The organism is Lysinibacillus sp. TE18511, from assembly GCF_054062295.1.
This window is the reverse complement of the sequence record NZ_JBSSFD010000012.1, coordinates 16,843-30,562: the sequence shown is the minus strand read 5'-3', so window position 1 is coordinate 30,562 and position 13,720 is coordinate 16,843. Positions and strand designations below refer to the sequence as shown.

Below are 13,720 nucleotides of genomic sequence, written 5' to 3'. Positions count from 1 at the left end.
AAACAATGGCTTTGTTTATGTCGTAAGACTAAGGCTACAAAGGTATTTTTAATTAAACCTTTTTGTAATGCTTGACGAAAGAAACAAACTGTTATATATTAAATAAAAATAATATCAACTGTTATAAAACAGTTTGGTTCAGGGAGGAATTCTAATGTCTAAGTATCGTGTTGGTTATGATTTTTATTGTGAAATGTGTGAGCGCTATGGTTTAGAGCCAATTTCATTCCGCTATTATGTATTACAGTTATCACAGCAGCAACTTTCAGCTTATAATATGCAAGCAAAACAATTAGTTATTTAATAGTTATTGTTTTAAAGGATGTGGTTATTACGGAAGCCGACGTGAATATTTTATGAAAAGCCCAGCCATACTAAAATAAATGGACTGGGCTTTCGTATATTTAAAAGAAATATCAGATAATTTATTGACATAATAATTTACCTGTTATATATTATTAACAAATAAATAAAACTGTTATAGAACAATGGAGAAGGAATGCAAATGTCACATTATAAAGCTGGTTATCAATTTTATTTAGAGAAGTGTGAACAATTTGATTTAGAACCGATTAATTTCTATTATTATGTCAATCAATTATCGCAAGAACAATTAGAGTATTATAACGAAGCTGCACAAATGAAAGGAAGTTATTAGGATGACAGATTATCGTGAAGGCTATGAATTTTATCGACAAGTATGTGAGACACACGATCTAGAGCCAATAAATTTTCACTATTATATTTTAAACTTATCTCATGAGCAACTAAATGCTTACAATGAACGAGCCAAAACATTTGGAGGTCCAATAGAATATGAAGTCTCTTAATTTATAAATGCCTTACTGCCAGTATGTGACAGTAAGGCATTTTTGTCATTTCATAATTAGAAATCAACCAAATTTGTTTATGTTGTCATTTTATTTTATGATTAATATAAAAATAAGAAAGAGATATACTATGCAAGAAAATTTTTTTCAATTATTAGAACACGCTGGTCTGTTTGCCGTATTTTTAAGTTTATTCATTAATATATTAGTGAGCATTATAGGTGTATTACCAAGTGTATTTATTACAGCAGGAAACCTAACAATTTTTGGTCTATATAATGGTTTAATCGTTTCTATTATTGGTGAGGGGTTAGGCGCATTCATTAGCTTTATTTTATATAGAAAAGGGTTAAAGAAATGGAGACATACGGATTACCAACATCCGGTAATTTTAAAATTAAAGCAGCTTGAGGGATATAATGCATTTTGGGTTATTTTATGCTTAAGAATTCTCCCATTTACTCCATCTGGTGTTATTACGTTAGGAAGTGCATTTTCAAAAGTTTCACTGGGTATATTTACAGTTGCTAGTACGTTAGGGAAAATACCTTCACTTATTATAGAAGCAAGCGCAATATATGGTTTTATGCAAATTGATTCTAAGTGGAAATATGTAATCATTGTTATTACCTTGATTCTCTTTCTATTATGGAAGGTAAAGAATAAGTCTTCATGATGAAGTAAGCATTCGAAAGGGAGCATTATTCCAGTAATGAGCAATTCGAAGCTCAGCACCCTAACCTTTGGTGATAAACCACTTTGTGGAATAACTATAAGATCTGCAATAAAATAGAATGCTATTTTTCTTTAACGGAATCCGCTTGCTATCGCAAACAATGAAAATGTCAGTCAAAATGAGTGTCAAATTGTAGATGTATTTGACACTCATTTTTTTGTTGTGGAACCCTTTTTATACTATTTTTTGTTAATTAAGATTGCTTTGAAATATTTATGAATTAGTTAAAAGCAATTCTGTTTACAAGCAATAGAAATAATTTTCTGATATTTCCGGAAAAATAATTGATATTATTTAACAGTTTTGCTAAAGTTATATAAAATATCAATCGATGATGTGGTCAAGTAAGTAAGAAATGTGAAACAGAGAATATAGCAATCGCTGAGAGCTATATCACCGCTTCTTATCTGAAACCTACCACGGAGATGTTATGCAAACATAACCGAGTCGTTTTCGTTACAAAACGATAGAGGGTTTTAAGATTTTCTTAAAACTAAATTCAAGGTGGTACCACGTTTATCCGGCACAAAGACGTCCTTATGTAGAGGACAGCTTTGTGCTTTTTATTTTTCAGTAAGTAAAGTTACAGAAATGGAGGAGAGAATATGACAAAACAACAAAATGATTTTTCAAAATGGTACATTGATACAATCCAAAAGGCAGATTTAATGGATTATACACCGGTTCGAGGCTGTATCGCATTTAAACCAGACGGCTATGAAATTTGGGAACATATTCAGGAAGAAATGGATCGTCGTTTTAAAGAGACTGGTCACCGCAACGCTTATTTCCCTATGTTAATTCCTGAATCTTTTTTCCAAAAAGAAAAGGATCATATTGAAGGTTTCTCTCCTGAGCTTCCTTGGGTAACGGAGGCAGCAGGTGAGAAATTAGAAGAACGTTTAGCGCTTCGTCCGACATCTGAAACGATGATTGGACATTTATATTCGAATTGGATCAAAAGTTACCGTGATTTACCGATCTTGATTAATCAATGGGCAAATGTCTTTCGTTGGGAAAAGAAAACACTCCCGTTCATTCGAACATCTGAATTTTTGTGGCAAGAGGGCCATACAGCGCATGTTGATGAAGAAGATGCGCGTAAAGAAACAATGCAAATGTTAACTATCTATAAGGAAGTTGTAGAGGAGTTGCTGGCAATCCCTGTCTATGATGGACAAAAAACACCTTCAGAGCGTTTTGCAGGTGCTGTTGATACTTATTCTATCGAAGCAATGATGAAAAATGGGAAGGCCGTACAAGCCGGTACCTCTCATTATTTAGGGACAAAATTCGCTGAAGCTTTTGATATTAAATATTTAAATAAAGCCAATCAGCATGAATATGTACACACAACATCCTGGGGGACTTCCACACGTTTAATAGGTTCAGTAATTATGGTTCACGGTGATGAGCAGGGGCTTATTTTACCGCCACGAATCGCACCAACCCAAGTTGTCTTAATACCTGTAGGGCCATGGAAAAAGAACCCTGAAATTATGGAGAAACTAGATGACATTTATGCAGTCCTTAAGAAGAAGGGAATTCGAGTACGTCTTGATGACTCCGATCAATCACCAGGCTTCAAATTTAATGAATGGGAATTAAAAGGTGTACCGGTTCGAATTGAATTAGGACCGCGTGACTTAGAAAACAATCAAGCCATGTTAAAAGCACGCGATGAAGATGAGAAACATGCGATTAATCTTAACAACATTGTTTCTGCAATTGAAGAAGAACTAACAACGATGCAAACTCGTTTATTTGACAAAGCACGCCAATTCCGCGATGCAAATGCTCATACACATATTGATACGCTAACTGAATTGCAGCAGCATATTAATACTTCTAAGGAAAATGGCTCTATTCCAGGCTGGGTGCTTGCTGGGTGGTGTGGAAATGATGCGTGCGAAGAAAAAGTGAAAGAAGAGACTAAATATACGTCTCGTAACATTCCGTTTCATCCACCAACTACTAAAACAACGTGTATTTGCTGTGGAAATGAAGCGAAACATACAGTTTGGTTTGCTCAAGCATACTAAAAAGAGTTGTATATAAAGTTCCCTCTATGTTTGACTACATGAGTAGAACAATCGTAGTAGGGATATTCTTTCAATTCTGTTTTTGTTTGTTTACGACTCGTTTTCCTCTGCATCTCCATCTGGGAATGTAGTGTGCAATGTTTTTTCTGTGTTTTCAAAAAAATGCTGGTATGCTAAAATAAAAACAGAACATATATTCTTTTTTTCGTGGAGGGTGAAAACAATGAGTTATGATTTAATGGTCTTTGATAAAGAGCAAGCTCCAAACAATAAAGAAACATTTTTGCAATGGTATGATGAACAAACAAAATGGGCTGAACCACATGATTACGCAACAATAACGGTTACAACACCAGCATTACAAAAATGGTATCAGGATATGGTGGAACAATTCCCCAATATGAATCTGGTGGATGAGGAATTATTGGATGAGGATGAAGTTGACGAGTTAGAGAGTCGTTTGACTGAATATAGTATTGGTTATGCCGTGATTTACACAGCTTTTGCCTGGTCTGTAGCGGATGAAGCATATAGTACGATGAAGGAGCTTGCAAAAAAGCATGGAGTCGGTTTTTTTGATGTGAGTGGTGAGGGGGAGATTTTCTAAATCATTATTATTTGAAAGTAAGTTCGAAGGCAATCCCTATTTCCCATTAACAATGGAATATCCTAAAAATGAAAAAGATCAGCCATTAAAGCTATTAGCACAAATCAATTTCACAGATGGAGACATGGAGAACTTGCGGCAGGTCGATTTTCGTATTATTGATTTCAACATGGGACGTATGTAGCGAAGAATGAACAACTGGAACGAATAGGCAAGGGCATCTTCTATATGAAAATATTCCAGAAGATCAAAGTTTGCTCCTTAGCACTGGGGCATCTGACTCCGATTACAATGTGATGGTGGCTTCGTTAAGGATTGAGGAAACCGTAAAACACATGATAAGATCAGTTATTTAACAAGGAGGCTACTACAATGACAAATGATACTTTACAATTATCCCAGAAATGGCGAGATGAGGGGTTACGTTATGCAAGTGAGATTAATGCCTACGTGCGCAGAGGATTAGAAAGCAACTGGGAGACACCTGGGGAGGAGCCGTCTGAAGATTCACGTGGACAATTAGCTTCGCAAGTGTACAAATTTATTAAAGAGGCGAATAGAACAAAGGATCTGGAAACGCTCCGTGAACAGTTTCCAGCTGCTTCTTGGCCTTTTCAGGATACGCACGGCCAACAAATGCGAGCTGTTTATCCAATTGCGTTTCTACGTGATGGTGCATTACTTGTAGCAGCGCAAAATGAAGATTTATCACGCACTGTCTATGTGATGGATAAACAGGAAGCAAACCGTATCGAGCATGTACAAGCGGCAAGTTGTTCTGCGGATGGGCGCGACATTGCTTTGATGGATGAGCAAGGAGTTCGTATCGTACGCGAGCCTGATCGAGAGTTGAACGGTGCTCTGCTGGCTACATACACATGGGCGACAATCATCGACCAATTGCGCGTAAAATACCCCGACATTGAGACCTTACAGCCAGAAAGCTATCGAAGCGCAGATGTCATTCCATTCGCTGATGGCACGCAGTTGTTGATGGTGTCGCATGACGGAATCTATTTGATTGAGGAAACAGGTGCCCTCTTGTTACACCCGACAGTGGAAAATATACGGGAATGGGCAAGGGAAGATGATGACTTGACAGCAAGTTTAGCGATGCCACATGGAGCTGTTTCGCGAAGCGGCAAATGGCTGGCTTATGGAAGTCAAGACAGCGATCATTTGTTGCTAGATATAGAAAAGTATGTTTTGCACTCGTTTGAACCGATGTCGAGTTATCCGCATTACAGCTTGTTCAGTGCCAATGATGAGCATGTTTGGTTCAATGCATGTCATTTTTACAATGGATGTACGCTAGGTATTTCACTCCATGATCTAGAACCGGACAAATATGAAGAACCCCTTTCAATAGATGATAGTATGCGTGTATATGACGGTGTTGCAGTGCAAGGGGGCAACATCATGGGTGACGCATATGGTTATTTGCGAATGATTGATTTGGAGGGGAATGAACTTTGGCGTTACTTCGTATCTGGGACAATCAGTGGTATGGCATTAAACTCTGACGAGACAATATTGCTTGTCGGTACATACAATGGAACGCTACATGTACTTGATTTGACTAGTACAGAGCCAAGTCCGTATGAGATTAGCACAAGTTCAATACGTGAATCGTACCGCTGGATCTTCTGGGATAATCAACAACCACTGTACTGGTAGTTTTTATAGGCAAAATCGACGAAACTAGAAGGTTCTTTTTATCAACATTATATGTAAATGGATATTGAAGACGCATTAAGGAACGTGAATGGTAGTGAGTTATGTTTAAAATAACTGTTACGATCTACGCAATACTCTATATTATAAAGGCTTTTATAGAGGGATTTTTTACTAATTAGAAACTCAAGATAAAGGGGAATGGACTATGCAAGATATTCGACCAACATCACGCTGGCGCAATGCTAAAAGAGAAGAAGAGGAAGAATTTACTGCTGGATTGATTGAGAAAGATGACTGTATTTACGCGGAATTGTTTCCAGATAGTTTTATTCATCAGACGGAAATGGTGCTAGAGCAGTATGCAGCATCCATTGCGAAACTACCAAATCACCCAGATAGCTATCCTGCAATTATGAAATCTATTGAAACGGCGGTACTTGCCCTAAATGAGATTAATGAGGTGGGTGGAGGCGGATTAATTGAAACTGAAGAACGAGAGGAGCTTTGCGACTATTTTGACCAAGTGCTGATTCATTGTGGACTTGATGTTGATGACCTTGCTAAAAGCCAGAATCTGGGACGTTATGAGTTAACAGATGATTGGCGTGAGTGGTAATTAGAGGGAAGTGTACGTTTTGCTTGAATTGACGAGTGCAGTATCAACAGCATGGATATCTCGTCTGCATGTAAAGTAAAATAGTCGTGAAGTGAACTGTCTTTCAATGTAGTGTAAATATACAAATTTGGTCGGCGCTACTTAAGCAGTACTGGATATATTGAAAATTGAAATACCAAGAAGAAATGAACTCTATTTTTTCTCAATATAGTCTCAAAAGTGGCGTTGATCCAAATTTTCAAGAAAAATGCTCTTCTATTCTTAAAATAACATTTATTCTTGGGAATAATGAGTTAATTGACAACCAGAAATACGAGATGACTCTTTCTTTATCACTTAATGCCTTTGACTATGGTATCTACAAATTGTGTGATTTTAATGATTATGCGATAGAAAGAAGTATTTTGGTGAATGGATTAAAAACAGTATTTCTACCACAAAAGAGTGTGTAACAGTATTACGAATGTTTGAAATAAAGACAACACAGGAATGGATGAAAAGTTAGATGAAAAAAGCTTTTACATATCAAGACGAAAAATCAAATAAATTTTGGACAATTGATTATTTTGGGATGACAATATGTGTGCATTACGGTAAAAATGGAACGGTCGGGAAGTATGATATGAAAGAATTTGAGTCACAAGAAATTTGTGAAAAAGAAGCTCAAAAGTTAATTGCCAGTAAAATAAAAAAAGGGTATCAAGAAAATCCTACATTTGATTTTGATAATTGTCTTTACTTTGATGTAGGGGAATATGGTCCACAGCCAAAAACGTCACACCCACGTTTTGTCGCCCATTTCACAGAAGAGTTTTATTATGATTGTGGTGATGAAGAAGCACCTTTTGGTAGTGATGAAGGGTCTGATACACTTTACGAAATGGAAGAAGTCATAAGAAAGAAGCACATCATTGACTTCGCTACTTTCCCGAAGCATTTAATAGAGAATATATGGGGAATGCATTATATATCAATTGACACATTGGATGAAAAAGCTGTGCGTGATATGGCAAAAGAGCATGAAATGGATATGATGCAAAGTGACATGATTACCTATGCAACAGCCTTTGGTCAAATTAAAATTACCGGGAAACTAGATTCAACTTTGAAGAAGAATGCACTTTTAGCATTGAAGCGCTTTGCTATCATGTATTCTGATGGACAATTAACGGAAACACAGCAGACAATGTATAATGATTTACTTGCATTTTAAATTGAAGTCAACAGGAAATAGACGGATTATAGCAAGATTGACCGGTATTTGGAGTAACGAGATGCCGCCGTTCGAAAGTGCTCAGGCATATTAATATCCAAACACCCTCTTACCAATCGAATAAGAGGGTGTTTAACATTTCAAAGTGTTTGACCATTATCAATTGTAAAAACTTGTCCTGTCACTGATTTTTGAGTCAATTGAAATAGAATAGCCTCTGCAATATCATCTGGTGTTGAAATTCTTTTCAATGGTAAGTTACCTGCAAGTTGATACATTTTATCTTCATTGCCAGACCACCATCTTGTTTCAATGGCACCTGGAGATATACAATTCACTCTAATATTAGGTGCTAATGCGATAGCTAACGATCTAGTCATTGTGTGAATGGCTGATTTTGTTGCTGCATAGGGGATTGATGAGCCTATTCCAGTCATTCCCGCTACGCTCCCCATATTTACAATCACACCCGATTGTTGCTTCTTCATATAAGGGACAACAGCTTTTACGCAATGAAACATTCCTTTCACATTTACACTGAAAAGGGAATCCCATATTTCATCTGTTACAGCATCTAAATCATCTAAAGCTATTTGAGCAGTAATACTCGCATTATTTATTAATGCATCAATTGTCCCGAAAGATTCTGCGATATAGGATACTAAATCATTCACCTCTTTTGCAATCGCTACATTTGCTTTATAAGCGATTGCTGTTCCTCCTAGCTGTGTAATCTCATGTACAACATCGGAAGCTTCTTTTTCAGAACGACTATAATTAATAACAACTTTTGTACCTTCAGCTGCTAACTTTACAGCTGTTGCTCTTCCAACACCAGTGCCGCCACCCGTTATGAGAACTACTTTATCTTTTAATTCCATGCTAAAACATCCTTACTTTATTTGGATTTTTAATAGGTTTCTAGCTCATCACTATGACGTGTGGTTGATCTCCGTTCCAACCATACGCTTTCCTAGTGGCGTCCGATAATTCGCTTCGCTGCAGTATCTCGGGCTAACAAATAATGTCACCTACAACTTTTGGTGATGAGTCATGTTTCTATTATATTTTTATGAATATGAAGTGTATAATACTGAATAATGAAGAAGGTATCATTTTAAATGATATCAATGAGAGGAATATAATTCTTGGAAAGTCATGATTTGTGGATTTTTAAACATGTTGCAGAACTACAGTCAGTATCAAAAGCTGCTGAAAAATTGGGTTATGTACAACCTAATGTTAGTCAACGAATTAAAGGGTTGGAAGAAGAACTGGGGGTAAGATTATTTAAGCGTAATAATAGAGGGGTAACATTAACAGAGGAGGGTAAAGTCTTACTAGAGTATACAATTCAAATTATGCTTTTAATGGATGAAGCCAAGTCATTAGTTAATCCTAAAAAATGGAGAGAATCTCTTGCAATAGGTGCTTCTCAAACGATTTCTGCAGTTAAAATACCTCAATTATTTTCTTCTTTTTTGAGTGAACAAACAAATATTGATGTAAAAGTAAAAACGAATGATCAGGAAAAGTTACAAGACATGCTTACTTTTGGAGAGCTCGATGGTGTTTTTATAAAGGGTCCATGTAATCACGCACAGTTTGAAACCGTTTATAGCTATTTTGAGAAACTCGCACTTATTTCACCTAAAAATAAAGAATGTGAAAAGCAACATCGTCAAACTTTAATTGTAAATAGTGATAAAAATTGCCTATATAGAAATAAAACATTGGATTTTTTCAAAGAGAATCAATCCATACTAGAGTTTGATTCACTAGAATCTATTCTTCAAGCAGTTCACGATGGAATTGGGATCAGTATAATACCTGCAGACGTCGCAAACAGTCGAAAAAAATCTATTCAATATCAGGAGCTTTCTGAAACAATCAAGATAGACTTCATTATCAAACATAGAAAACAGCAAACGCAAAGTCTAAAAAAATTTATTGATTTTTTACTGAGGATATAACTTCTACTATACAGCGAGTTATTTAAAGATTAATAGCTGCTCAAAATTACTGAAAAAGCTAAAGGGTATGAATTGATAAAGGTTGAATACGACATAAATACTAGGAGATCAAAATGCATATTGTTGAAAGAATTAGCACTTTAGAAAAGTATTTAAAAGCATTCGATTTACATAATTATTGGGTAGGGTTTAAAACGATACCTTTTGCAATTTTTAATGACAAAATTGTCTATTTATTTAATCATCCTAATTATACAAATCATAATCCTAAATCGTATGTAGTTCTTGATAAAACGGATGATTTCAACGGGTGTACACTTATCTTATTTGAGAAAATACCTACTGCTATTATCGATATTTCATATTACGATACAGATGAATTATTATATTCTATTTTAGTGCATGAATTATTTCATGGTTTTCAATATCTCAATGAGGAATCAAGGTTTGCCAATGAAGTAGTGGGCGCTACATATACAAATCACCCAGAAAATATTGAAATAAGAAATCAAGAAAGGATCGCACTATGGAATGCACTTAACGTCCAAGAAATAGTTGAAAAAGAATACTATACTCAACAATTTGTATCTTTTAGAAAAAGTAGACAAGAGAAATCCCCAGAATATGTAGCGTATGAAAATTTTCTTGAAACAATTGAAGGTCCAGCATTTTATGTAGAATATCAGGCTTATCAAAACGTTATGCCTGATGATATACTGAGTGATTTTATCCGTGATCTGCACAATATTGAAGCTTCGACACTGAACATTCGACAAAGTTGTTATTCATCTGGATTAGCGTGCTGCTTATTGCTTGATATAGTTGAACCAAATTGGAAGAAAGATTTTTTCCGTACACCCAAGCTATTATTTGAAATCCTTGAACAGTATGTTAGTACCATTCCTGTCCCATCCATTGAAATCAGTGAAAAAGCATTTCAGTTATCGAAAGAAATGGATATACGTAAGCAAAAGGAAATCGAAAATTTTACAAAGAAAAATGTCTCAAAAATTGTAGCAATCGGTTCTATCAAAGTTGTAGGATTTGATCCAATGAATATGGTTGTAATGAATGAGCTGACATTCCATAAAACATTTGTAAAGCTACAAGTAAATAATGATGTCATGACAATAAATCAACCAATTGTAATTAAAAAAGTAGATGAAGAAAACACCATATTTTATTTAGAACTAGCAAATCAACCTGCTATTGATGAACCGTCAATATGCATTAAGGAATTGGGGAATTTAAAAGGTGAATTGGTTTCGATGACTGAGAAAACCTTTGTGTTAAAAGTGTAAATTCGTGATATCATCCAGAGGTTTGATCTTGTCTAGTAATTGTTTATAAAATGCAAATAAATATATTATGTAAACTAATAAGAGAATCGAAAGTAAAGAACGAATTAGCATAGCATCAAATGTACACCGTAAAATAAATAAATCTGGTAATAACTTATCAGATTGATTAGTGGTGCTATTAGTAGGGATCGAGAACAAGTTATTAGAATAAAGGAGAAAGATATCATGACAGAATGTATAGATTGGAAAAATAATGCTCGTGGGCATAAATTTATAGCTTCTTTTAGCGGAGGAAAGGATAGTGTCTTAGCTTTATATAAAGCAGCGAAGGTTGGGGAAGCGATTGGACTGATCGTCATGCTGGAGGAAGAAGGGAAACGTTCTAGATCTCACGGAATGCCACCAGAGCTTATATGTGCCCAAGCAAAATCTATCGGGTTGCCTGTTTATACTGCTGCTTCAAGCTGGACAGATTATGAAAAAGAATTTATGCGCCTTTTAGAAAATGCTAAAAATCAAGGGGCAGAAGTATTAGTAACTGGCGACTTAGATATGCCTGCACATGGCTGTTGGCATGAAAAGGTTACAAACAATGCTGGATTAAAGCTTGGCATGCCTTTATGGGAAATGGACCATCGTGAAGCTGTCGAGGAGTTCATAAATTTAGGATTTGTCACGATCCTTGTAACGGTAAATTTATCATTGGGAATGCGAGAGGACGATTTAGGACGAACGCTAACGCAAGAATACGTGAAGGAGCTTGAAGCTCGTGGTATTGACCCTTGCGGAGAAGGCGGAGAGTTCCATACTACCGTATTAGATGGGCCTATTTTTAAACATCCGATTCCAGTTCGTAAAGGGGAAATTATTAAAGACGGAGAATATGCTTTTTTACCTTTAGAGCTAGATTAGAATGAGCGAAGGGGTACCTTTCATGATGATCAATGTTTTTCCAAATTGAGAGCTTTTCGATATAGTCTTTATAAAGGAGAATGTTGAATTGAAGACAATCATTTTATCCATTGTCATGGCTATTATTTTGACTGGCTGCAATGTATTTTCATCTGATATTGTTAAACAACCAGAAGGCAAAGTTGTTTTAGATAATACATCCTATACGATGGTGGCGGGTGATTACCAATGGAAAGAAGACAACGTTGAAATTAATACAAAAAGTTCTCCCGATATACATGACCTAGCAGATCTATTCGAAACATTAGAAGTTGACACAGGAGATACTTTAACATTTGAAATTGAAAAAAATCCTTCCTCCATAACAGTTATTAGACTGAATGAAGATGGTACAGATGAAATTGTTGAAATGAAAGATTATACAATAAACATGCCATCAGAAGAGGGATATTATATATATGAGCTTAAAACAATTTGGAATAAGGGCAAAGAAACTTTTGTTTTTGACGTTCAAGTAAAATAAATACAGAGGTTGTCTAAAAAGTCCTTCTTAAGAATTCTAGCATCATTGTAAATGGTAAAAATCCGCTTCGCTTTCCGCGGGCAAGGCACGAGCCGCATTAGTCGCTAACTCTCCCTGCTGGGTCTCGTGCTCTTGCTTTTCCCGCAGGAGACTACGCGGATTTTTACCTTTATATCAAAAAATAACATGATAGAATTTCTTTGACCTTTCTATATATACTTTTAAGACAGCCCCTTATATCTCCACAATGGGAATTGAGTTTGTTCTCGTCCTTGTTCAAAAAGTTACGAGAGGATGAACTAAATCCTTATGCTTTAGCTCATAAACTTAGCTTTTTAAGGGGTAGCACCAACAAAACGCGAATTTCGTACGCTAAGGTACAATCGAGCTTGATTTCTAAAAACACAAGTTGTGGAACAAGCAATTCTATCGTATCGAAGAAGATAATTAGGAGTTCCTTATCTTGTTTTAATAAAGTGTTCGTTCGATAAAACATATAAAAGGCAGACCATATTACTGGTCTGCCTTTTAAAGTATCATTTAAGCTTTTCGTTTTCCCAATCTTTTCTAAGTAACCCCATAATATAAATGTCATGGTAACTACCGAACCTAAATAATTCTTCTTTTAAAGTCCCTTCTACGGAAAATCCGCATTTTTCATAAGAAGTGATAGCTCTTTTGTTGTAACTAAACACTTGGAGTTTGACTTTATTTACATTCATATAATTGAAAATAAAGTCAACCAATATTTGCATTGAATCAGTTCCATAACCTTTCCCTTGATATTCAGGACCTATTGAAACGCCAACGTGACAAGTACCATTTTTCCAGTTCACTAAGTAAACAGCTATTGTCCCAATAAAGATTTTTTCATCTTTAAGTTCAATACCAAACATGTAATCCTCTTTATCAGAACTTATTTCATTAAGAAATTTTTCATGGTCACTCTCAGTAGGAGGAAATGGTATTCCATCATTCATTAATAACCGGCTCTCCATTACATCTTCAATGTTATAGTAGTTTCCGTAATCCTCTTTAGTTATTTTTCGTAGAGTGACTTTATTACCTGTTAAAAATCTTTTACTATATTGCTTAATCAAATTAATATCCCCCAATTAATACGCAGGGGTATGCAGTAAGGGTTATTTTACTGTACCCTTGCGACGTTTTTTTGTTCCTTTAGTTTTTTTAAAACATCTACTGCAATGCTCGTTAACATAGGCTTATCTCCCTTTTTTCTAGATAATAAAAGTATATATAACATTACAAGAATTTTCAATCATTTCATCG

17 protein-coding genes and 1 other annotated feature are annotated in these 13,720 nt (G+C 35.5%); of the genes, 15 read left to right on the top strand and 2 right to left on the bottom strand.

Translation table 11 applies throughout. The features are described 5' to 3' along the window. Positions 1 to 154 precede the first annotated feature (154 nt). The 11 genes from ACVWXS_RS11295 to ACVWXS_RS11245 all read left to right on the top strand — a co-directional run bounded on the left by ACVWXS_RS11295 (position 155) and on the right by ACVWXS_RS11245 (position 7,721). Positions 155 to 304 (top strand): transcriptional regulator, encoded by a 150-nt coding sequence (locus tag ACVWXS_RS11295; protein WP_402987164.1) that lies wholly within the window; start codon positions 155 to 157, stop codon positions 302 to 304. 201 nt (positions 305 to 505) lie between these two features. Then, on the top strand, positions 506 to 658 hold the full coding sequence (locus tag ACVWXS_RS11290) for a transcriptional regulator (protein ID WP_068984236.1): 153 nt from the start codon (positions 506 to 508) through the stop codon (positions 656 to 658). Position 659: 1 nt separating this feature from the next. Next, complete coding sequence (locus ACVWXS_RS11285) at positions 660 to 830, top strand: transcriptional regulator (protein WP_456958263.1); 171 nt, start codon at positions 660 to 662, stop codon at positions 828 to 830. Positions 831 to 960: 130 nt separating this feature from the next. Next, positions 961 to 1,506, top strand: a complete 546-nt coding sequence (locus ACVWXS_RS11280) for a TVP38/TMEM64 family protein (protein WP_456958262.1) — start codon at positions 961 to 963, stop codon at positions 1,504 to 1,506. Between the two features lie 382 nt (positions 1,507 to 1,888). Beyond that, positions 1,889 to 2,108 (top strand) — a binding site (T-box leader). A gap of 63 nt (positions 2,109 to 2,171) precedes the next feature. Next, positions 2,172 to 3,608 carry a proline--tRNA ligase gene (gene proS, locus ACVWXS_RS11275; RefSeq protein WP_456958261.1) on the top strand — a complete coding sequence of 479 codons (1,437 nt, stop codon included), beginning with the start codon at positions 2,172 to 2,174 and terminating at the stop codon, positions 3,606 to 3,608. Between the two features lie 223 nt (positions 3,609 to 3,831). After that, complete coding sequence (locus ACVWXS_RS11270; protein ID WP_456958260.1) at positions 3,832 to 4,215, top strand: hypothetical protein; 384 nt, start codon at positions 3,832 to 3,834, stop codon at positions 4,213 to 4,215. Beyond that, positions 4,196 to 4,399, top strand: coding sequence for a DUF1963 domain-containing protein (locus tag ACVWXS_RS11265; protein WP_456958259.1), 204 nt, complete (start codon positions 4,196 to 4,198; stop codon positions 4,397 to 4,399). Before ACVWXS_RS11270 ends, ACVWXS_RS11265 begins: the two co-directional genes overlap by 20 nt. Positions 4,400 to 4,587: 188 nt before the next feature. Next, positions 4,588 to 5,892, top strand: a complete 1,305-nt coding sequence (locus ACVWXS_RS11260; protein WP_456958258.1) for a hypothetical protein — start codon at positions 4,588 to 4,590, stop codon at positions 5,890 to 5,892. 205 nt (positions 5,893 to 6,097) lie between these two features. Then, entirely contained in the window at positions 6,098 to 6,508 is a 411-nt protein-coding gene (locus tag ACVWXS_RS11255; protein ID WP_068984245.1) for a hypothetical protein, read from the top strand. Between the two features lie 167 nt (positions 6,509 to 6,675). Then, positions 6,676 to 6,960, top strand: a complete 285-nt coding sequence (locus ACVWXS_RS11250; RefSeq protein ID WP_456958257.1) for a hypothetical protein — start codon at positions 6,676 to 6,678, stop codon at positions 6,958 to 6,960. 53 nt (positions 6,961 to 7,013) lie between these two features. Then, complete coding sequence (locus tag ACVWXS_RS11245; protein ID WP_456958256.1) at positions 7,014 to 7,721, top strand: WGR domain-containing protein; 708 nt, start codon at positions 7,014 to 7,016, stop codon at positions 7,719 to 7,721. A gap of 140 nt (positions 7,722 to 7,861) precedes the next feature. Here the strand turns inward: ACVWXS_RS11245 and ACVWXS_RS11240 are convergent, their stop codons facing one another. Further along, positions 7,862 to 8,602 (bottom strand): SDR family NAD(P)-dependent oxidoreductase, encoded by a 741-nt coding sequence (locus ACVWXS_RS11240; RefSeq protein WP_456958255.1) that lies wholly within the window; start codon positions 8,600 to 8,602, stop codon positions 7,862 to 7,864. Positions 8,603 to 8,869: 267 nt separating this feature from the next. On the opposite strand from ACVWXS_RS11240, the gene ACVWXS_RS11235 reads away from it, so the two are divergent. From ACVWXS_RS11235 to ACVWXS_RS11220, 4 genes are all read left to right on the top strand, one after another. After that, positions 8,870 to 9,694: a LysR family transcriptional regulator gene (locus tag ACVWXS_RS11235; protein WP_456958254.1), complete on the top strand. Its 825-nt coding sequence runs from the start codon at positions 8,870 to 8,872 to the stop codon at positions 9,692 to 9,694. 113 nt (positions 9,695 to 9,807) lie between these two features. Then, positions 9,808 to 10,995, top strand: coding sequence for a hypothetical protein (locus ACVWXS_RS11230; protein ID WP_456958253.1), 1,188 nt, complete (start codon positions 9,808 to 9,810; stop codon positions 10,993 to 10,995). Between the two features lie 225 nt (positions 10,996 to 11,220). Further along, the gene (locus tag ACVWXS_RS11225; protein WP_456958252.1) at positions 11,221 to 11,907 is read left to right on the top strand and encodes a Dph6-related ATP pyrophosphatase; all 687 of its coding nucleotides are present in this window, start codon (positions 11,221 to 11,223) and stop codon (positions 11,905 to 11,907) included. An 88-nt stretch (positions 11,908 to 11,995) separates the two neighbouring features. Then, positions 11,996 to 12,430 carry a hypothetical protein gene (locus ACVWXS_RS11220; protein ID WP_456958251.1) on the top strand — a complete coding sequence of 145 codons (435 nt, stop codon included), beginning with the start codon at positions 11,996 to 11,998 and terminating at the stop codon, positions 12,428 to 12,430. Positions 12,431 to 12,966: 536 nt separating this feature from the next. Here the strand turns inward: ACVWXS_RS11220 and ACVWXS_RS11215 are convergent. Beyond that, positions 12,967 to 13,530 carry a GNAT family N-acetyltransferase gene (locus tag ACVWXS_RS11215; protein WP_456958250.1) on the bottom strand — a complete coding sequence of 188 codons (564 nt, stop codon included), beginning with the start codon at positions 13,528 to 13,530 and terminating at the stop codon, positions 12,967 to 12,969. Positions 13,531 to 13,720 lie beyond the last annotated feature (190 nt).